Annotated in this window: 21 protein-coding genes and 1 pseudogene; 18 read left to right on the top strand and 4 right to left on the bottom strand. The window is 40.5% G+C overall.

All coding sequences use genetic code 11. The annotated features are described in order from the left end of the window. Nucleotide 1 precedes the first annotated feature (1 nt). Nucleotides 2-832, top strand: coding sequence for an ABC transporter permease (locus AY606_RS08110; RefSeq protein ID WP_067866941.1), 831 nt, complete (start codon nt 2-4; stop codon nt 830-832). A 41-nt stretch (nt 833-873) separates the two neighbouring features. Here the strand turns inward: AY606_RS08110 and prmC are convergent, their stop codons facing one another. Together prmC and prfA are read right to left on the bottom strand one after the other, a co-directional pair. Then, nucleotides 874-1,692: a peptide chain release factor N(5)-glutamine methyltransferase gene (gene prmC / locus AY606_RS08105; protein WP_067866940.1), complete on the bottom strand. Its 819-nt coding sequence runs from the start codon at nt 1,690-1,692 to the stop codon at nt 874-876. After that, the gene (gene prfA / locus AY606_RS08100; RefSeq protein ID WP_067866938.1) at nt 1,693-2,781 is read right to left on the bottom strand and encodes a peptide chain release factor 1; all 1,089 of its coding nucleotides are present in this window, start codon (nt 2,779-2,781) and stop codon (nt 1,693-1,695) included. Nucleotides 2,782-3,148: 367 nt separating this feature from the next. On the opposite strand from prfA, the gene AY606_RS08095 reads away from it, so the two are divergent. The 6 genes and pseudogenes from AY606_RS08095 to AY606_RS08070 all read left to right on the top strand — a co-directional run bounded on the left by AY606_RS08095 (nt 3,149) and on the right by AY606_RS08070 (nt 7,441). Then, nucleotides 3,149-3,580, top strand: a complete 432-nt coding sequence (locus AY606_RS08095) for a hypothetical protein (protein WP_067866936.1) — start codon at nt 3,149-3,151, stop codon at nt 3,578-3,580. Nucleotides 3,581-3,769: 189 nt separating this feature from the next. Further along, complete coding sequence (locus tag AY606_RS08090) at nt 3,770-4,207, top strand: hypothetical protein (RefSeq protein WP_067726195.1); 438 nt, start codon at nt 3,770-3,772, stop codon at nt 4,205-4,207. 191 nt (nt 4,208-4,398) lie between these two features. Beyond that, nucleotides 4,399-4,914, top strand: coding sequence for a hypothetical protein (locus AY606_RS08085; RefSeq protein ID WP_067866933.1), 516 nt, complete (start codon nt 4,399-4,401; stop codon nt 4,912-4,914). Between the two features lie 160 nt (nt 4,915-5,074). Then, entirely contained in the window at nt 5,075-6,076 is a 1,002-nt protein-coding gene (locus AY606_RS08080; protein WP_067866931.1) for an LLM class flavin-dependent oxidoreductase, read from the top strand. Between the two features lie 202 nt (nt 6,077-6,278). Beyond that, nucleotides 6,279-6,704: pseudogene (yiaA, locus tag AY606_RS08075) on the top strand (inner membrane protein YiaA). A gap of 182 nt (nt 6,705-6,886) precedes the next feature. Continuing rightward, nucleotides 6,887-7,441 (top strand): NAD(P)/FAD-dependent oxidoreductase, encoded by a 555-nt coding sequence (locus tag AY606_RS08070; RefSeq protein WP_067866929.1) that lies wholly within the window; start codon nt 6,887-6,889, stop codon nt 7,439-7,441. 51 nt (nt 7,442-7,492) lie between these two features. Here the strand turns inward: AY606_RS08070 and AY606_RS08065 are convergent, their stop codons facing one another. After that, the gene (locus tag AY606_RS08065; protein ID WP_067866927.1) at nt 7,493-8,263 is read right to left on the bottom strand and encodes a hypothetical protein; all 771 of its coding nucleotides are present in this window, start codon (nt 8,261-8,263) and stop codon (nt 7,493-7,495) included. 67 nt (nt 8,264-8,330) lie between these two features. Further along, a complete protein-coding gene (ppsR, locus tag AY606_RS08060) occupies nt 8,331-9,167 on the bottom strand; it encodes a posphoenolpyruvate synthetase regulatory kinase/phosphorylase PpsR (RefSeq protein ID WP_067866925.1) in 837 nt (278 codons plus the stop codon). Nucleotides 9,168-9,321: 154 nt separating this feature from the next. On the opposite strand from ppsR, the gene ppsA reads away from it, so the two are divergent. From ppsA to dnaB, 11 genes are all read left to right on the top strand, one after another. Beyond that, nucleotides 9,322-11,700, top strand: a complete 2,379-nt coding sequence (gene ppsA / locus AY606_RS08055) for a phosphoenolpyruvate synthase (protein WP_067866923.1) — start codon at nt 9,322-9,324, stop codon at nt 11,698-11,700. Between the two features lie 101 nt (nt 11,701-11,801). After that, a complete protein-coding gene (locus AY606_RS08050; RefSeq protein ID WP_067866922.1) occupies nt 11,802-12,572 on the top strand; it encodes an RDD family protein in 771 nt (256 codons plus the stop codon). Between the two features lie 319 nt (nt 12,573-12,891). Continuing rightward, complete coding sequence (gene cyoA / locus AY606_RS08045; protein ID WP_067866920.1) at nt 12,892-13,965, top strand: ubiquinol oxidase subunit II; 1,074 nt, start codon at nt 12,892-12,894, stop codon at nt 13,963-13,965. A gap of 3 nt (nt 13,966-13,968) precedes the next feature. Next, nucleotides 13,969-15,957, top strand: a complete 1,989-nt coding sequence (cyoB, locus tag AY606_RS08040) for a cytochrome o ubiquinol oxidase subunit I (RefSeq protein WP_067866918.1) — start codon at nt 13,969-13,971, stop codon at nt 15,955-15,957. 4 nt (nt 15,958-15,961) lie between these two features. Then, nucleotides 15,962-16,582, top strand: a complete 621-nt coding sequence (cyoC, locus tag AY606_RS08035) for a cytochrome o ubiquinol oxidase subunit III (protein ID WP_067866916.1) — start codon at nt 15,962-15,964, stop codon at nt 16,580-16,582. Next, complete coding sequence (locus AY606_RS08030) at nt 16,579-16,908, top strand: cytochrome o ubiquinol oxidase subunit IV (protein ID WP_171255384.1); 330 nt, start codon at nt 16,579-16,581, stop codon at nt 16,906-16,908. Before cyoC ends, AY606_RS08030 begins: the two co-directional genes overlap by 4 nt. Before the next feature lie 10 nt (nt 16,909-16,918). Next, nucleotides 16,919-17,797, top strand: a complete 879-nt coding sequence (gene cyoE, locus AY606_RS08025) for a heme o synthase (protein ID WP_067866912.1) — start codon at nt 16,919-16,921, stop codon at nt 17,795-17,797. A gap of 272 nt (nt 17,798-18,069) precedes the next feature. After that, the gene (gene rpsF, locus AY606_RS08020) at nt 18,070-18,456 is read left to right on the top strand and encodes a 30S ribosomal protein S6 (RefSeq protein ID WP_053578020.1); all 387 of its coding nucleotides are present in this window, start codon (nt 18,070-18,072) and stop codon (nt 18,454-18,456) included. Nucleotides 18,457-18,467: 11 nt separating this feature from the next. Then, nucleotides 18,468-18,695 (top strand): 30S ribosomal protein S18, encoded by a 228-nt coding sequence (gene rpsR / locus AY606_RS08015; RefSeq protein ID WP_004676982.1) that lies wholly within the window; start codon nt 18,468-18,470, stop codon nt 18,693-18,695. 9 nt (nt 18,696-18,704) lie between these two features. After that, nucleotides 18,705-19,151, top strand: coding sequence for a 50S ribosomal protein L9 (gene rplI / locus AY606_RS08010; RefSeq protein ID WP_067866909.1), 447 nt, complete (start codon nt 18,705-18,707; stop codon nt 19,149-19,151). 253 nt (nt 19,152-19,404) lie between these two features. Continuing rightward, entirely contained in the window at nt 19,405-20,850 is a 1,446-nt protein-coding gene (dnaB, locus tag AY606_RS08005) for a replicative DNA helicase (RefSeq protein ID WP_067866907.1), read from the top strand. Nucleotides 20,851-21,145: the final 295 nt, after the last annotated feature.

The following is a 21,145-nucleotide window of genomic DNA, read 5'->3' as shown; positions in this document are numbered from 1 at the left end:
CATGAGTTTTCCTGCAACATCTCATAAGGCAGCTATTCAACCTAAAGTTGATAGGGCTACAGCTCCTGGTTTGCTTAAAGTCATGAGCAAGCTAAAAGGACTGTTCATTCCTGTTTTTACACTGATTTTGTGTGAAATTTTAGTCAAAAATAGTTTTATCGAGCCTTACTTGCTCCCAGCACCCAGTAGCTTGTGGGATTCTTTTTTACAACTGTCTACAGGTGATTTATGGATTCATATCTGGACCAGTACCTGGCGGGTTTTTTTAGGTTTCTTTATCGGTAGTGGTCTTGCTCTGATTTTTGCCATTCTGGTCGGTTTAAACAAGCAAGCCGAAGAATTTCTGGAACCTTCTTTTTCAGCACTTAAGTCGATTCCCAGTCTGGCTTGGATTCCACTTTTACTTTTATGGTTAGGCATTGATGAGACGTCTAAAATCACCCTGATTGCAATAGGTGCTTTTTTCCCGACTTATACCAATACCGTTGCCGCTATTCAGGGAGTAGACCGTAAACTGATTGAAGTGGCTAAAGTATATCGCCTGAAATACTTTCAGCAAATTAAAGAGATTATCTTGCCTGCCGCCTCACCCGGCATTTTAACCGGGTTGCGCAACAGTTTAAGTTTGGCTTGGATGTTTATGATTGCCGCCGAACTGATTGCTGCAACTAAAGGGATCGGCTATTTGCTCAGTGATGGACGAGAAACTTCTCGACCTGACATTGTCATCATTGCGATTATATTATTGGCGGTTTTAGGAAAAATAACCGATAGTTTAATGAAGGTGGCTGAAAACTGGCTGTTACGCTGGCGCGATGTCATCAAAAAATAAAGCGCTTTTCAGCGCTTTATTTTTAAATCGATCACTTTCAGTTATTTGGAACAACCAATCGTTACCCGATTATTGCCACCGTAATCTTTGATGGTTTGGATATCTTTATACCCATATTTTTTAAACAGTTGATACACCACACCGGCTTGGTCATAACCATGCTCAAGTGCGATCCAGCCATTGGCGGTTAACCACTTTTTACCGTTTTGAATAATAAATTCAATATCAGCCAAACCATTATTGCCTGCCACCAAAGCACGTCGAGGCTCTGCCGCCAAACCTTTAATGTGTTTATCCTGAGGATCAATATAGGGAGGATTCGAGACAATCACATCAAAGAACTGATTTTTTTCCAGCGCTTTAAACCAGCTACCTAAAGCAAATTTAACCTGAGGCAAATCATGCTTGTCGGCATTAAATTTCGCAACTTCTAAAGTCGGTGCATAAATATCAGTCGCTGTGATGGCCCATTCAGGACGTTCACTGGCAAGAGATAAAGCAATTGCACCCGTTCCAGTACCCAAATCTACGACACGTGCATCTTCAGGTAAGTCTAAATGTAAAACAGATTCCACCAGAACTTCAGTATCTGGACGTGGCACCAAAGTATCTTTGGTCACTTTTAAATCAAGCGTCCAAAATGGCTGTGAACCGGTCACATATGCTAAAGGTTCACCATCTTCGATGCGGTTTAAGGCATCGATATAAGCATTTTCTTGCTCAGCGGTCAGTTGCTGATCCTTTTTCATCACCAAATCAAAAGAATCAATTTTGGTGATATGTTCGAGTAACCAAGCATTTTCTTGGCGCTCATAACTTTCTGCTTCACCACGTAAGGCCAAAGCCTGTGCAATATTCAATTAACCACCATTCTGTTGTGCAAGCATTGCCAGCTGATCTGCCTGATATTCACGATGTAAACTGTCGAGCAATTCTGTTAAATCACCTTCCATCACCGCATCTAACTTATACAATGTTAAATTAATACGATGATCAGTCATCCGGCCTTGCGGATAGTTATAGGTACGAATACGTTCTGAACGGTCACCTGAACCGACCAAGTCACGGCGCATTTCCGAAGTTGCAGCATCGGCAGCGGCACGTTTGGCATTTTCCAGACGTGAAACCAGTAAAGCCATGGCTTTGGCTTTGTTTTTATGCTGTGAACGTTCATCCTGACATTCCACAACTGTTCCAGTGGGAAGATGGGTAATACGTACCGCAGAATCAGTTTTGTTAATGTGCTGACCACCCGCACCCGATGCACGGTAAGTATCAATACGCAGTTCAGATGAATTGATTTCAACCGAAGTATCGACATCCACTTCTGGAAGGATGGCAACGGTACATGCAGAGGTATGTACGCGACCTTGAGATTCGGTTGCAGGTACACGCTGCACACGATGCGCGCCACTTTCAAATTTCAGGCGACCATACACGCCTTCACCATTAATCAGGCAAATGACTTCTTTATAACCGCCATGCTCGCCTTCATTCTCGGACAGGATTTCTAATTTCCAGCCTTGAGTTTCGGCATACTTGCTATACATGCGATATAAGTCACCCGAGAAGATCGCAGCTTCATCCCCTCCGGTTCCGGCACGAATCTCTAAATAGGCCGAGTTGGCATCATTAGGATCTTTCGGAATCATCAAGATATTTAAGTCTGCTTCAAGAGATGCAATCAGCGCCTTGTTTTCTTGAATTTCTTCCTGCGCCATTTCCTTAAAATCAGGATCGGACAACATGGTTTCAGCAGTCTCAATATCTTTTTCAGCTTGAGTGTACTTTTTCCAAACTTCAGTGATTTCGCTTAAGTCATTATGCTCACGCGAAAGTTGACGAAAGCGTTTGTTGTCAGAAATGACTTCTATATCCGCAAGTAATGCGTTTAATTCTTCATGACGGTCAGAAAGTTGATCTAATCGTAAACGTAACGATTCTTTCATTTTGCAAAATATCTCAATACAACGGCTATCTCCATGCCTTATATGACATAGATCAGCTCAAAAAAATTGTGCCTAGTGTAACGATTCTCAGGTTTAAATGACATATATATTGTTGAGACAAGCCAGCTTATCCACAAGGATTTTCTAAAAAGAGGCTTGAAATGAATTTTGGTTTTATTCACATTTCAGTCATAAATACATATTTCAGGGTAATTTCTCCACATTGTTAATATAACTTTACAAAGTAGACACTAAACGCCACAACTCTGTTTACTCCTCTCCATATTTATCTAAATTATTTTTGTTACATTTGCTCCATCGAAATATCTTAATTAGAACGTCCGCTTTTTGGGACATGGAGTTCACTATGAAACTGAATACATTATTATTAAGTGCAACATTAGCTGCATCATCAATGATGGCAGTCAATGCTCATGCCGACAATTCAACTCGTATTGCTGCAACTTCTGCTTTAGGTAGTGTGGCGGGTACTGCCCTTGGTAAGCAAATGGGTGGTAATACTGGCGCAATGATCGGTTCTGCAATTGGTGGCGCTGGTGGTGCTGCAGTTTCTGCTGATCGACGTAATCGTACTGGTGCTGCTATCGGTGGTGGTCTAGGCGGCGTAGGTGGTTATACTGTAGGTAAAAGCATGGGCGGAACAACTGGCGGTTATGTTGGTTCAGCTTTAGGTGCTGCCGGTGGTTCAGTTCTGGGTAAAAAAGTATCAGAAGACCGTCGTGCCGACCAACGTTCTTACAAAAAACATTCTAAAAAATACCGTCGCAGCCATCGTTAATTCATCAGCATTCGGCTGAACTTAAAAAGCACCTTCGGGTGTTTTTTTTGCATCATCATTATTACTTGTTAATTATGGATAAATTTGGCAGAAAAAAACACAAACGATGAACAAGTCATCCATCTTCAATGCAACGCCCTCTACTATCTTAGACTTAAGATATAACAAAAGATTCAACTGGAGTTCACCATGAAATTTAATTCAATTCTATTTGCTACAGTCATTGCAACTTCTGCTATTGCCACTACAACAACTTATGCAGGCAATACAACCAATGTTGCTTTAACCTCTGCACTTGGTAGCGTCGTGGGTACTGCAGTGGGTAAACAAATGGGTGGTAACACTGGGGCAATGATTGGTTCTGCACTTGGTGGTGCGGGCGGTGCTGCTGTTTCAGCGAATAAACGTGACCGTACCGGTGCTGCAATCGGTGGTGGTTTAGGTGGTGTGGGTGGCTACACTGTAGGTAAAAGTATTGCCGGTACAAATGGTGGTTATATCGGTTCGGCTTTAGGCGCAGCTGGTGGTTCGGTACTGGGTAAAAAAGTAAGTGAAGACCGTCGCTATGATGACCGTACAGACCGCCGTTATAATAGCTATAACAACCGTCGCTACAATCGCCGTTAAGCGTCAGATTTAAACTTTAAAGCATCTTCGGGTGCTTTTTTTACTTTTTAATGATGAGAATCGATGGGTTAATTATGGATAAATCTGGCAGAAAAAAAATACAAATGATGAACAACTCATCCATTTTCATTTCTACATCTTTTATTACATTTAACTCAAGAGATAACAAAAGCTTCAAAAAGGAGTTTGCCATGAAATTTAATTCAATCATTCTTGCTGCTGTATTAACTTCGTCTGCTTTAACGATGACTACAGCCAATGCAGGCAATGCAACAAATACTGCCTTAACCTCTGCCTTAGGGGGTGTCGTGGGTGCCGCAGTCGGTAAACAAATGGGTGGTAGCACAGGCGCAATGATTGGTTCCGCTATTGGTGGCGGTGCAGGTGCTGGGGTTGCTGCAAACAAACGTGACCGTACTGGCGCCGTGATTGGTGGTGCTTTGGGTGGTGCGGGTGGCTATACCGTAGGTAAAAATATGGGTGGAACCAATGGTGGTTACATTGGCGCCGGTCTAGGGTCTGCTGGTGGTGCATTACTGGGCAAAAAAGTAAGTGAAGATCGCCGTTATGATGATCGCTATGATCGTGACTACTCTGATCGTGATGAGCGTCGCTATGATGATCGCTATGACCGTCGTAACAATAGTTACCGTTATAATGACCGCCATGATAATGGTCGCCATTTAGGCTGGAACAAGCGTCGTTAATGCTAAAGATTCAATTTAAAGCACCTTAGGGTGCTTTTTTTTATTTAAGGGCTGCAATTACTTAATTCATACTGATAACAGCAATATATCGAAAAAAAACGATATACAAACTTGATCAGTCATCGTATGCTTTTGTAAGCTTCCATATTTGAGAACACCAATGCGCTCATTAAAAGATATCCAATTTTCGATACTTGAACTTGCACCCGTCCGTGATGATAAAAGCATTCAGTTTTCACTGCATCATGCTTTGGAAGTGGCACAAAAAGCCGAACAATTAGGCTACACACGTCTATGGTTGGCTGAACATCATAATATGGACGGCATTGCCAGTTCAGCGACTGCTGTTTTACTGGGTTATATCTTAGCCAATACCCACAGCTTAAAAGTCGGTTCTGGTGGCATCATGCTGCCCAATCATGCCCCACTGATCGTTGCTGAACAATTTGGTACTTTAGCCACTCTTTATCCGAATCGCGTTGAATTAGGTCTTGGTCGAGCACCCGGTACAGATCAGGTCACGATGCGTGCTTTACGTCGCGGTCGCCAGGAAACAGAAGATCAGTTTCCACAAGATGTAATGGAAATTCTGCAATACTTTAGAGAACCCGTGCCGCATCAGCGTATTGTTGCAACACCCGGTCAAAACACCCATGTTCCTGTTTGGCTTTTAGGTTCAAGTTTATTTAGTGCGCAATTGGCCGCTAAATTAGGACTTCCCTATTCCTTTGCTTCACATTTTGCACCACGCATGCTCGATCAGGCGATCAAACTGTATAGAGACAACTTTGAACCATCTGAGTATTTAGCCCAACCTTATGTTTCCATGGGTGTTCCCACTGTCGTCGCTCAAACCGATGAAGAAGCTGAATATCTGGCAACCAGCGCGTATCAACGTGTATTGGGCTTAATGCGTGGGCAAAGCTTAAAACTGAAAGCACCTGTTAAAACGATGGAAGGAATTTGGTCACCTGCGGAAAAAATGTCAGTCGATAATTTTTACGCAATGGGACAAGTAGGTTCAGCAGAAACCGTCAAAGCAGGTTTAGAAAAACTGCTTGAAAAATATGATGTTGATGAGTTTATTTTCACCTGTGATATTTACGATACAGATAAACGCATTCAGAACTTTGAATTACTCATGGATATCAAAAATTCCTGATACCTTTTAATCATCTTAAATAGCACCCATACAGGTGCTATTTTTTTGTGTCAAATCCCTATTCAGCCCATCATTTTATCTATTTATTACTGATCCGATCCCATTTGCGATCTTGTTTAGCTTAGGCACAATAGCTGTATAAAAAATTCAATACAAAAATAAAAAATAGAATAAATCAATATAAAAACCTACTTCCGCATTTATTGCTGCAAGTTGGATCGCTCTGATCGCGGGTGCAGCAGCTTAGATCATCGGCTTATTTAACGCACCCATGTGACTGAATGAAAAAAGCTATTACTTAATCCTGATCTTATATGACTTGTTAGCCGCAGTCTCTTTGCAAAAAATTGTTCACGATAAACTCGAAGGCATTCAGGTAACTGCTATTTATTTTGGACTTTGCTGGGCATCCATCATTCTCTGTAATGCATTACTGGCGATTGGTTTATGGAATACCTCACTTGCGTTAAGTGAAAAGGGCTTTTATATCATGGTATTTTTACTGAGTTTATTTGGAGCAGTAGCGGTACAAAAGAATATTCGCGATTTAGACTATCTCAGATCACATATCCAATCACCAAGTGTTCCTCATTATACAAATACAGAATTTCAACCTAATAGAATATGATGAAGAAAAAAATTAAGCCCTCCCATAACAATCATAAATAAAATTAATTCATATTCTTACCAGCAATAAAGTTGCGATGACTGACCAGATTTCAGAAAAACCTTTACCAAAAGTTGTAACTTGGATATACCAAAGAGCTATAGAACCAACCGCGACAAAGTAAAAAAAGAAAGGATATATAAATGGTTAATAACAAAAAGAATCCATTGGATGGCTTCTTTCAAAATACGCCCGATTTTTTCCAGAACTTTAAAGGAAAAATTGTTGCCGCTGAAGACATTAAACTGTGTGATTTTTCCAATTTAAATGTGGCTATTGTCGGTGCAAACCAAATGACAGTGACGCATTTAGATCAAATCTGTAATCAAGCAAAATTGGTTAAAATATTTCAAATTGCCCCACATTTTATTTTGCCGCACACCGAAAAAGCCACTCACAGACTGCTTTCACATCCTTTAATTATTAAAAATCGCCGCTTATTTAACAATCGGGTCAAATCATTATTGGCTATTCGCTATCTCGAATCACAACTGAAAGACAACTGGTTAAAACGTCAGTTAATGCCCAACTCAGCAAGCGAAAATAAAGTGTTTTTTAAGTCAGATACTTACTATGCAGCACTACAGCGTGAAAACTGTAAGTTAATTACCTGGCCGGTGGTTAAAATTACAGAACAAGCCGTACAGAGCATGGAAGGTATTGAACATTTAGTAGATGTGATTATCACGACCTATTAAGTTTTAAGCATAAAAAAGAGGCATGTCAGCCTCTTTTTTTTATTGATCAATTTATTTCACTGTACCGATATATTGATAATTATTTTTAGTCTTTTGATAACGCAAATAATTTTTTGTCAACTCACCGGATGGCTTAATCAATAGAATATCAATATTTTTGAGATTCTGAGATATACGAATATAGTGGCCATCCATATCAAAAGGTTGGATATTTTTTAAATAATAATGACAGTCATAATTGATATTAATCTGATCAAGTGCTTTTGTTTTGGTCTTAAAAACCTTCACGCTTTTATATTGATTATTATTAATCTGATTCGCTTGAATACCATATTGCCCCTCACAACTACTGCCAATATAAGTTCTGGAAACAAGATAGGTTGGAACATTATTTAATTGGGTTTGACGAATGGCTTTAATAAATCCCGTATCATTGAGTGCTTGGGTAATGAATTTGTTGCCCTGTTTAAACTGCACATAGGACTCAAATTCACGCATTGAGCCACCGGCAGAAATATTAAACGTATAAAACTTAAGCTTTCGATCAGGACTGTAATTCAATAAAAGTAGATTTTTATCAAGTAAATTTTTAAATGGATATTCAAAACTTTGTGAATTTCTCTCAATAAAATTTGCTACTTTTGTCGCCACTTCTTGGTTAACGCCGTCATTCTCATAGCGATCAGTCAAACTGGTTTTATAATATTTATTAATGATATTATTTTCAAATTGAGCAACCGATTCTGCAAAAGTCGAACTACTCACCAGACTCAGCATAGCGAAAAAAAGAGCAATTGTTTTTAGCTTTAATATTTTATACATATAACAATCCTCTTAATTTTCGATTATATAGAGTAGAGTTAAAGATTAATTTAACTCTACTTTTACTTTAACCAATACGACGTTTAAGACCTGTCATTTGTAAAACACGGGTTGAAATTTCTTCAATCGACATTTCCGAAACATTCAAATATTTAATACCTTCAGAAATATAAATTCCTTCAACCGCACGAAGTTCCATCTGACATTGACTGAAACTTGCATAACGGCTATTTGCCTTGCGTTCAGTACGAATCGCTACAAGACGCTCCGCATCAATCATTAAACCAAACAGTTTGCTTTTATGGGGACGCAATACTGCCGGCAAACGGTTGTCATCCAGATCTTCTTCGGTTAACGGATAGTTCGCCACACGAATGCCAAATTGTAATGACAAATAAATTGAGGTTGGAGTTTTGCCTGAACGTGACACACCAATTAGAATTAAATCGGCTTTGTCATAATGGCGGGTACGTGCCCCATCATCGTTGTCCAAGGCAAAATGAACTGCGTCAATACGGGCTTTATACGACGCTGAATCGGTCACTGCATGGGTTTGTCCGACTAAAGTTGTAGGAGCTGTACCTAAAACCTCAGACAACTTACCAATAAGCCCTTCAAATACATCAAGATTTACCGCATTCGCAGTGTTAATAATATCGCGCACATATGGGTCTACAAGGGTATCAAACACCAAGGGTTGCTGCCCATCACGATCTGCGCGTTGATTAATTTCCGCAACCACATTCATTGCAGCTTCTTCAGAGCTAATATAAGGAATAATATGAATGTCAAAATTAACATGAGGAAACTGTGCTAACAGTGAATGTCCAAGGGTTTCAGCAGTAATTGCGGTACCATCGGAAATAAAAAATACACTGCGCTTAATCTGTTTACCTTCTGACATTAAAATTCTCCTTAAATATTTGTCTAAGTACTGTAAAATCTTTATAGTAAACCGATCTTACATGACTGTCGCCGAGTTAAATCAAAAAGCCACGCGATTTGTTATAATTTCATGCCAAGATAGTGATTAATACTGCAAAAGTGGAGTAACAACTTTGGAAGCGCGCGTAATTGGTCTAGAAAAATTAGGGAAGCACGACGTTGAACTTGTAGGTGGGAAAAACTCATCTTTAGGTGAAATGATCAGCCATTTATCCAATGCTGGTGTGTCAGTACCAGGTGGTTTCGCAACGACTGCGGCTGCTTATCGTGAATTTCTCGAGCAAAGTGGCCTAAACGCTAAAATTCAGGCAGAGCTATCAACTTTAAATGTTGATGACGTAAATGCTCTTGCAGTATCTGGCGCTAAAATTCGCCAATGGATTGTCGATACTCCGCTTACAGCAGAACTCGAAAAAGAAGTTCGCAACGCTTTCGCTGAATTGTCCAACGGCAACCCTGACATCGCGGTTGCCGTTCGTTCATCTGCAACTGCAGAAGACTTACCAGACGCTTCTTTTGCCGGCCAGCAAGAAACTTTCTTGAACATTCGCGGGATCGATAATGTACTGATCGCGATTAAAGAAGTTTTTGCATCTTTATATAATGACCGTGCAATTTCATACCGCGTACATCAAAACTTTAAACATGAAGTTGTTGCCCTTTCTGCGGGTATTCAACGCATGGTGCGTTCTGAAACAGGCGCTGCCGGTGTAATGTTTACACTTGACACAGAATCTGGTTTCCGTGATGTTGTCTTCATTACTGCATCTTATGGTTTGGGTGAAATGGTCGTTCAGGGCGCAGTAAACCCTGATGAATTCTACCTCTCTAAACCATTATTAAACGCTGGCAAACATTCTATCCTGCGTCGTAATCTTGGCTCTAAACACCAAAAAATGATTTATGGCGAAGAAGCTTCTGCTGGTAAATCTGTGGTGGTTGTAGACGTTGAAAAACAAGATCGTCAACAATTCGCGTTAAATGATCACGAACTCCAAGAACTTGCCAAACAAGCATTGATCATTGAAAACCATTACGGTTCTCCAATGGACATCGAATGGGCGAAAGATGGCGATGATGGTGAAATATATATCGTTCAAGCACGTCCTGAAACAGTAAAAAGCCGTGAAAATGTCGGCACAATGGAACGCTACCTGCTTAAACAAAAAGGTACTGTGATTTGTGAAGGTCGTTCAATTGGTCAACGTATAGGTTCTGGTCGTGTACGTATCGTTTCTTCAATCAAAGAAATGGACAAAGTGCAAGACGGTGATGTTCTTGTATCTGACATGACTGACCCGGATTGGGAACCAGTCATGAAACGTGCAGCTGCGATTGTAACAAATCGTGGTGGTCGTACTTGTCACGCGGCAATTATCGCACGTGAGCTTGGTGTTCCTGCAATCGTGGGTTGTGGTAATGCAACTGAAGTGCTTGTAGACGGTCAGGAAGTGACTGTATCTTGTGCTGAAGGTGATACAGGCTTTATCTACGAAGGTTCTTTAGATTTCGAAATTCAACGCAACTCAATTGAATCAATGCCTAAACTTCCTTTCAAAATCATGATGAACGTAGGTAACCCTGACCGCGCATTCGATTTCGCGACCATTCCGAACGAAGGTATTGGTCTTGCACGTTTAGAATTCATCATCAACCGTATGATTGGTGTGCATCCTAAAGCGTTATTGAACATTGACAGTCTTCCACGCGAAACTCGTGCAGCTGTTATGGCGCGTACTGCAGGTTACTCTTCTCCAATCGAATTCTATGTCGAAAAATTGGTTGAAGGTATTTCAACGCTTGCTGCTGCATTCGCTGACAAACCTGTGATTGTTCGTATGTCTGACTTCAAGTCAAACGAATATGCCAACTTGATCGGCGGTAAGTTATACGAGCCAGAAGAAGAAAACCCAATGCTTGGTTTCCGTGGCGCTAGCCGTTACGTGTCTGACAACTTCCGTGACTGTTTTGAGCTTGAATGCCGCGCATTGAAGAAAGCACGTGACGAAATGGGCTTAACCAACATTCAAATCATGATTCCTTTCGTACGTACAGTTGCTGAAGCGAAACGTGTGATGGAATTATTGGCGCTTAACGGTCTTAAACGCGGTGAAAATGGTCTTAAAGTGATCATGATGTGTGAATTGCCAACCAATGCATTATTGGCTGATCAATTCCTTGAACACTTTGATGGCTTCTCGATCGGTTCTAACGACTTGACTCAGTTAACACTTGGTCTTGACCGTGACTCTGGTATCGTTTCTCACCTGTTTGACGAGCGTGATCCAGCGGTTAAAGCGCTTCTTTCTATGGCAATTCAGGCATGCCGTAAAGCAGGCAAATACGTCGGTATTTGTGGTCAAGGTCCTTCTGACCATCCAGATCTTGCACAATGGCTGATGGAACAAGGTATTGAATCAGTATCGCTAAACCCAGACTCGGTTTTAGACACTTGGTTCTTCCTTGCTGAAGAAAAAGCTCAACAAGCTTAAAAAACTATGTTAAAAAAAGACCCACATTTGGGTCTTTTTTTTCATCTATAATTTAAGGGTTTGCTATACAAACCTAATTTACGTTTTGAGATTTAATATTTATGCAAATTTACTTGGCTCGTAATAATCAACAAGCTGGTCCATATACGCTAGAGCAGCTCAATCAAATGCTCGCTAGCCAGCAAGTTCTTCTTACAGATCTAGCTTGGCATCAAGGCATGACCGAATGGAAAGCTTTAGGTGAATTAACCCAAGGTAAACTTGTATATCAACCTAAAGGTTATATTGCTCCCACACCTTTTCCGGAGCAAAGCCCTGCTCAGAATTCAAGCTCTAACAAAATACATGTTGAAAGTAAAGCAGCTCAGAATAATGAACTGGCTTCAATTAGTACACGAATTTTGGCAAAAATTATTGATTTATTGCTCTGGTTACCTGCAGCTGCCATTCCATCTTTTTTCCTGAAACCCGAACAAGTTAGCCAGTTGTCAGAAATTCAGCAAAAGATGCAATCCACCGAAACGTCAACTCAGGCAGTTCAGTTACAACAGCAATTATTTACCCTTATTCCAGCAGAAGCATGGCAAGCGATGTTTATCTACATCATTATTATGCTTGGAATTCAGGCCTTTATGCTGGCCAAATCCGGGCAAAGTATTGGTAAGAAACTGACCAAAATTAAAATTGTAGATGCGGAAAGTGGTGAAAAAGTAAGCTTAATGCGTGCCTTCACTTTACGAAGTTTCATTTTTATTATTTTAAATCTGTTGTTTATGCCGTTCATCACGATCATTGACCATGTCGTTGCCATGAGTGAAAAGCGTCAAACTTTGCATGATAAATTAGCCAAAACTAAAGTGGTTAAACAATAATTACACCATCAAACAGGGATTATTTTATATCCCTGTTCCCCCCCAGAATATTGATATTAAAATAAAATTATTATAGTAAAAGTTTAATTCCGAGTAAAAAAATCAGTTTTTATAACAGTCATTTAAAGCTTCCTAACATATAGCTTAGTTCAACAATATGAGGCATAATGCCTCACAACGTAGCGGTGTCTCATGATTGGGAAGGTTTTTTTATACTTAGAATTTTCTAAGTGAAAAATAAAACCTTTCCAATCATGCGACACTTTAATCGCTATCCCATATTAAATTATGGAATGGGACTCTTCACCGAGGTTGTAAAATGAGACAAACAATTTTAGCTGTATTGTCTTTATCTGCGATGGCTGCACTCTTGACTGGGTGTGGCGGTGATATGGTACTTCTAAACTCAAAAGGTCCAGTTGCTCAAGGTCAATCTGACCTGATGATGACTGCGATCTATTTAATGCTTTTGGTGGTTATTCCATCAGCAATTATGGCATTGTGGTTTGGATGGAAATATCGCGCATCGAATAAAGATGCAGACTATAAACCTACATGGGCACACTCAACTGCAATTGAAATTGTAGTATGGGGCATACCTGTCATTATTATTGGTATTCTAGCGTGGTTAACTTGGTGGGGTTCCCACAAGTATGACCCATACCGTCCGGTAGACTCTGATAAAGCGCCTTTAACTGTTCAAGTTATTGCTGAACAATTTAAATGGATCTTCATCTACCCAGAACAAAACATTGCGACTGTTAACGAAATACGCTTCCCAGAGAAAACTCCGGTTAGTCTTCGTTTAACTTCTAACTTCACAATGAATTCGTTCTTTATCCCTGCATTGTCTGGTCAGATTTATGCAATGGCGGGTATGCAGACTCACTTGAACTTCTTGGCAGACGAAACCAGCCCGGCCGATGGCTTCCGCGGTTTCTCTTCTAACTATTCAGGTTATGGCTTCTCACAAATGCGCTTCCGTGCTCATTCTGTGACAGATGCACAGTTTGCTGAATGGGTAGCGGCAGTTAAATCAGGTAATGGCACTTCAGTAAATCCAAATGCAGTTCAAAAAACTGTTTTAGATCAAACTGAATTTGCTGCTTTACGTGACGGCAACCGTTCTAAGCACCAAATCGAAGTAATGGTTGTGAATGCTCAAACTCCTGAAGAGAAGGCTGCTGCTGAAGCATTGAAGCCTTATCCAACTAAGCCACATCCAGTGACTTATTACTCTTCTGTAGAGCCTAAATTATTCGAATCAGTGATTAACAGATACATGAGCAATTACCACGGTGCTGATCATTCAGCAACTGCTGGTCACGAAGCCGCTGCTTCTGATGCTCATGCAAATGTTGAACATGCGACTGCAGCTTCTGTAGAGGAATAAGACATGAGCTTATTAGGTAAGTTAGGGCCGGATTCAATCCCACACGATCCAATTGTATTGGTGACTGTTGCGATGATGATCCTAGGTGGCCTTGCAGTCGCTGCAGGGATCACCTACTTTAAAAAATGGAACTACTTGTGGACTGAATGGTTCACCTCTGTAGACCATAAAAAAATTGGTATCATGTATATCTTTGTATCTGTAATCATGCTGGTTCGTGGTTTCGCAGATGCAATCATGATGCGTCTTCAGCAGTTCCTCGCTCGAGGTGGTGGTGAAGGCTATTTACATCCTGAACATTACGATCAGATCTTTACTGCCCATGGCGTAATCATGATCTTCTTCGTAGCAATGGGTCTTGTAGTCGGCTTAATGAACATCTCTGTACCTTTACAGATTGGTGCTCGTGACGTTGCCTTCCCATTATTGAACTCACTCAGTTTCTGGTTATTTGCCGGTGCTGCGGGTCTGATGATGGCTTCTCTTGCACTGGGTGAATTCGCTGCAACTGGTTGGATGGCTTACCCTCCACTATCAGGCATTGAATATTCTCCGGGCGTAGGTGTTGACTACTATATCTGGGCACTTCAAATTTCAGGCTTGGGTACGCTTTTAACAGGTGTTAACTTCTTTGTTACCATCATTAAAATGCGCGCACCTGGCATGACACTGATGGATATGCCGATCTTTACCTGGACATCTTTATGTACAGCAGTATTGATCATTGCAGCGTTCCCAGTGTTAACTGCTACCATTGCAATGTTGTCGCTTGACCGTTACTTCGGTTTCCACTTCTTTACAAATGACTTGGGTGGTAGCCCAATGTTGTATGTAAACTTGATTTGGACTTGGGGTCACCCGGAAGTTTACATTTTGGTATTACCTGCATTCGGTATTTACTCAGAAGTTGTATCAACTTTCTCGCGCAAAGCTTTGTTCGGTTACAAATCAATGGTCTATGCAACAGTAGCAATCACAGTATTGTCTTTCGTTGTATGGGTTCACCATTTCTTTACCATGGGTGCTGGTGCCAACGTTAACGCGTTCTTCGGTATCATGACCATGATTATTGCCATCCCTACTGGTGTGAAAATCTTCTCTTGGTTATTCACCATGTACAAGGGTCGCATTACCTTTACAACACCAATGCTTTGGACACTTGGTTTCCTTGTGACTTTTGGTATCGGTGGTTTAACAGGTGTATTAATGGCAGTTCCACCAGCGGACTTCTTGGTACATAACTCGTTATTCTTGATTGCTCACTTCCATAACGTAATTATTGGTGGTGTAGTATTTGCAATGTTCGCAGGTATCATTTTCTACTGGCCAAAAATGTTTGGCTGGAAACTCAATGAAACTTGGGGTAAAGCAGCGTTCTGGTTCTGGTTCTTCGGTTTCTACTTTGCATTCATGCCACTTTATATCCTTGGTTTCATGGGTATGACTCGTCGCTTGAATACATATGACAACCCAGAATGGGATCCGTATGTATCGATTGCATTGTTCGGTGCTGTTCTGGTTGCTCTTGGTATTGCATGCTTCTTAATGCAAATCATTGTTGGTTTCTTACAACGCAACAACAATATCGATCACACAGGCGATCCATGGGATGGTCGTGTACTTGAATGGTCTACTTCGTCTCCTGCTCCATTTTATAACTTTGCTCATCTTCCAAAGATCAATGGTATTGATACTTTCTGGACTGACAAAGAAAATGGCATCGCATACGCTAAACCAACCAAGTATGAAGACATTCATATGCCAACCAACCGTGCGGCTGGTTTCATTATTGCAATGCTGCTTACGGTAATGGGCTTTGCTTTAATCTGGCATATCTGGTGGTTAGTAGCCGTTGGATTCATTGGTGCTATCGTTTCGTTTATCGTAAGTTCATTCACTAAGAAAGTGGATTACTATGTGCCTGCTGCTGAAGTAGAACGCATTGAAAACGAACGCTATGCGATTCTTGAAAAACACTTGAAGAAGGACTAAGACAATGGCTGAAGTACTTCATCACGACAATCATGGACACGATGAGCATCATCATCACGATGATACTGACATCACTGTCTTTGGTTTCTGGACTTACTTGATGAGTGACTTGATCCTATTCGGGACACTCTTCATCGCGTTCGCTGTATTAAGCAGTCACATTCCTGTTGGCACTCCAAGTGCTAAAGAGCTTTTTGGTGATTCTTTAGGTTTCGTTTTAACTGAAACTTTCGCTCTCTTGATCTCTTCTGTGACCTTCGGTTTTGCCGTACTTGCTTCATACAAGAAAAATGTGGGCCAAGTTCTTACTTGGTTAGCAATTACCTGGGTATTCGGTGCTGCCTTCATCGGCATGGAACTTTATGAGTTCAACCACCTTGTACACTCTGGTCATGGCCCAACCACAAGTGCGTTCCTATCTGCGTTCTTTACCTTAGTGGGTACGCACGGTATTCACGTAACTTCTGGTTTGGTCTGGATGCTTGTGTTGATGTACCAAATCAAGAAAAATGGTTTGACACTTCCAAACACTCGTCGTCTTGCTTGCCTAAGCTTGTTCTGGCACTTCCTTGACATCGTTTGGATCTGTGTATTCAGCGTAGTTTACTTGATGGGAGTTCTATAATGAGTCATGACCACAACTCTGCGGGTGCAGCGCACGGCAATACCAAGCAATATACCATTGGCTTTATCCTTTCAGTTTTGCTTACAGTCATTCCTTTCGGTATGGTTATGGCAGGCGGATTTGGACGTGGCGTAGTTATTGCAACGATTGCGATCACAGCTGTTGCTCAGATTCTTGTACAGTTAATTTACTTCCTGCACATGAACTCTTCTTCAGAACAACGCTGGAATGTCATTGCATTCATCTATACAATTCTTACAGTTGCAATCTTACTGGTTGGTTCTGTATGGATCATGAATTACCTTCACTACAACATGATGATCTAAACTGATCGTCATGCTGAAAAAGTATCTATTCCTGACAAAACCAGGAATTCTCTTTGGTAACTTTGTTACCACCTTGGGTGGCTATTTCCTAGCCGCTCAAGGTTCTGTAGATTTCCTTTTATTGCTTATTACCCTCCTTGGTACAACTTTGGTTGTCGCCTCTGGTTGTGTGGTCAATAATGTGATTGACCAAGACATCGACCAAAAAATGCAGCGCACACAAAACCGTGCGATGGTTAAAAAATCTATTTCTGTGCCTGTGGCTTTGGTGTATTCCTTAGTACTGGGTGTGATTGGTTTTAGCATTTTATGGTTCTGGGTAAATGCGTACGCTTTTTTATTTGCGGTGATTGGTTTTGTGGTCTATGTGGTGTTTTATAGCCTCTGGACAAAACGCACAACAATCCACCAAACTGTTATTGGAAGTATTTCTGGTGCAAGCCCACCAGTGATTGGATATACCGCTGTTAGTAATGAATTTGACTTAGCTGCACTGCTTATTTTTATTGGTTTTGCACTTTGGCAAATGCCCCATTCATGGGCAATTGCAGTATATCGTTTTGATGACTACAAAAATGCAGGTATTCCGATTCTCCCTGTAGCACGTTCTATTTTACGTACTAAAATTGAATCACTGATTTATGTTGTTTTATTTACCATCACCATGAATGCCTTATTTGTATATGGTTATACAAACTGGTTATATCTCGTTATTTTAAACGGGCTATGCATTTATTGGTTTTATATTGGTGTACTGGGCTTTAAAGCTGAAAATGACCAATTATGGGCAAAACGCTTTTTCCTGTTTTCAGTCATTTTAATTACGATTATTAGTATCTGTTTTAGTTTTACCTCCCAAGCACCAGCAACAAAAATCGTGTTTTTCTAAAAAAGATAGAGTTCTACTCTATCTTTTTTTATCCATTCATTTTCATTACTTTAAAACACTTAATCAAGATTCTCTTCCATTTTTATTTATTTGAACCTCCCTGCCGTCAAGCTTGTAGACGAATTCAATCATCATAGAAAGATTCCCTTGTAATTTCTCCCTAAAACCACTAAAATTCACGCTTCGCAATTTTTGCGACACAACTTTGGTTGTGACTCCTTGCTTCTGGCTTTTCAAAAGCTAGGGGCTGCACAAACCGTAAGGAGCTGACAATGCGTCACTACGAAATCGTACTTTTGGTACATCCAGACCAAAGCGATCAAGTTGTGGGTATGGTAGAACGTTACCTAACTCACATCAAAGAAGCTGAAGGTCAAATTCACCGTTTAGAAGATTGGGGCCGTCGTCAATTGGCTTACCCAATTAACAAAATTCATAAAGCTCACTACATTTTAATGAATGTTGAATGTGGTCAAACTACGCTTAATGAATTAGAAGAATTGTTCCGTTATAACGATGCAATCCTTCGTAATGTTATTATTCGTCGTGAAAACGCAATCACTGAAGAATCATTGCTTGCTAAAAGTGCTGAAGAAAAACGTGCGCGTAAAGCACAACGTGAAGAAGCACAACAATCTCAAGACTCTGCTGAAGCATAAGGAGAACATTAATGGCACGTTTTTACCGTCGTCGCAAGTTCTGCCGCTTTACAGCTGAGAAAGTTGCGTACATCGACTACAAAGATATCGATACTTTAAAACAGTACATCACTGAAAACGGCAAAATTGTTCCTAGCCGTATTACAGGTACTAAAGCTCGTTACCAACGTCAATTAGCGCTTGCTATTAAACAAGCTCGTTACTTGGCTTTGATCCCTTACACTGACAATCATAAGTGAGGTTGAGCTGTGGATATTATCTTATTACAACGTATTAAAAACCTTGGTAAATTAGGCGATAAAGTTTCAGTTAAAGCTGGTTACGGCCGCAACTACCTTATCCCTCAAGGTCAAGCAGTAGCAGCGACTGAGTCGAATACTGCTGCTTTTGAAACTCGTCGTGCAGAACTTGAAAAAGCTGAAGCTGATGTTTTAGCTGCTGCTCAAGCACGTGCTGACCAATTGAACGAAGTTAACATCGTAATCACTGCTAAAGCTGGTGACGAAGGTAAACTATTCGGTTCAATCGGTACTCGTGACATCGCTGACGCGTTAACTAATGCTGGTCTTGAAGTTGACCGTGCAGAAGTTCGTTTACCAAATGGTGCGCTTCGCAACACTGGTGAATTCAACATCGCAATCCAATTGCATCATGATGTTACTGCTGAAGTTCTCGTTACTATCGTATCTGAGTAATTTTCTGCAAGAAAAAGAGCATGCTTTTGTATGCTCTTTTTTTTATCTGTAAAAATAGGCAAAATAGCTTATCCAGATTTACTAAAAATCAGTAAATACAAATTATTTATTACTGTTTTTAACTCAATGAAATTTTCGATTCGCATTTTTTTTAAGAACGGGTATGATCTGTCTAGACGAAAATCGTTGAAAATTCACTATTCGTCTCAATTTTCAAATTACTTCTTTATCGCATTTAAAATCAGGGTTTTATATGTCACAGGCGAATGCCAATGCTATGCTTAACTCATCTAAAGTAGATAATAAAGGGAATGAGTCCGGCCAATTAAAAGAGTTTCGTACTCCACCACATAACTTGGCGATCGAGCAAGCTGTACTTGCAGCGCTAATGACCGTGGCTGAATCTTTCGAACAAGTGGGTGATGTACTCAGTGAAAATGATTTTTATGCGACACGCCATAAGTATATTTTTCGCGCTATTGAAAAATTAACCCAAGAAAACTCACCTTACGACGCAGTCTTAGTCAATGATTGGCTCATCAAACAGAATTTGCTGGATGCTGTCGGTGGTGAAGAATATTTAATGCAATTGATGGCAGACTCCCCTTCTAGTTTTTATAATCTGGAAACCTACGCCACTAAAATTAAAGAATTTGCAACTTTGCGCAGCATGATTAAAGTCAGCTCGGAAATTTTACAGAATGCTTATGACACCAAAGGTCGCAGTGTTAGTGAAATTTTGGACTTGGCTGAAACCAATATTTTTTCCATTGCCGAACAACATAATAATAATGCCAAAGCGCAAGGGCCAAAACCCATTAATGCCGTGGTGGCAGACGTATTTGACAAGTTAAATGAATTGTCGCAAATGGAAGGTAGTATTACCGGTTTAACGACAGGCTTTATGGAGCTGGATAACAAAACCTCAGGCATGCAATCGGGTGACTTGATTATTGTTGCTGCACGTCCATCGATGGGTAAAACCACTTTTGCCATGAACTTGGTGGAAAGTGTGCTGTTTAACTGTGATCTACCTGCTCTGGTATTCTCCATGGAGATGCCAGCAGACTCAATTGCGATGCGTTTAATCTCGGCTTACGGTAAAGTTCACCAAGGTCATTTACGTTCAGGCAAACTGGATGGTGATGAATGGTCCAAAGTGACCGGTACGATTTTACAGCTTCAAGAAAAAAACCTGTACATTGATGATTCATCCGCTCTTCCACCGACAGAATTACGCGCCCGCGCACGTCGTATTGCCAAAATGCATGGTGGTAAAATTGGCTGTATTATGGTCGATTACTTGCAGTTAATGAAGGTGCCGGGCATGGGCGACAACCGTGTTGGTGAGATTTCGGAAATTTCACGAAGCTTAAAGGCTTTGGCCAAAGAAATGATGTGTCCTGTGATTGCCCTTTCACAGTTAAACCGCTCACTGGAAAACCGACCAAACAAACGCCCTGTGATGTCCGATCTTCGTGAATCCGGTGCGATCGAGCAGGATGCTGACTTGATTATGTTTATTTACCGTGATGAGGTTTATAACAAAGAAACTAAAGAAGCCGGTACTGCCGAAATTATTATTGGTAAACAGCGTAATGGCCCTATTGGCACAGTGCGTCTGGCTTTTGAAGGTCAATACACCCGATTCAGTAACCTTTCGCCAGAGTTTTATGCTCAATATAATGATGAAGAATAAGTGATAAAAAACGAGGTGATGACCTTGTTTTTTAACTGCCTATTTTCTCTCAGTCTGCTATGCAATCATTTTAATTGAACCATAATTTAAGCTCACCGTGTCTTTCTATAACGCATATAACTTAGATATCAGAAAGACAGCAAGTACTGCCACTATACTGATATTTTAGTAATAGCATCAAACGATGCTGTATTAAATTTAATTGAAATATACTTTAAGTTAGTGTTTATTTTTAGCCATAGGAATAGAATATGGCACTCTATTTTGCTTAACTTTCTCACTCCACTTTGAGCGA

This window comes from Acinetobacter sp. SFB, assembly GCF_001647545.1.
Taxonomy (GTDB): Bacteria; Pseudomonadota; Gammaproteobacteria; order Pseudomonadales; family Moraxellaceae; genus Acinetobacter.
This window is presented reverse-complemented; position numbering and strand designations above follow the sequence as displayed.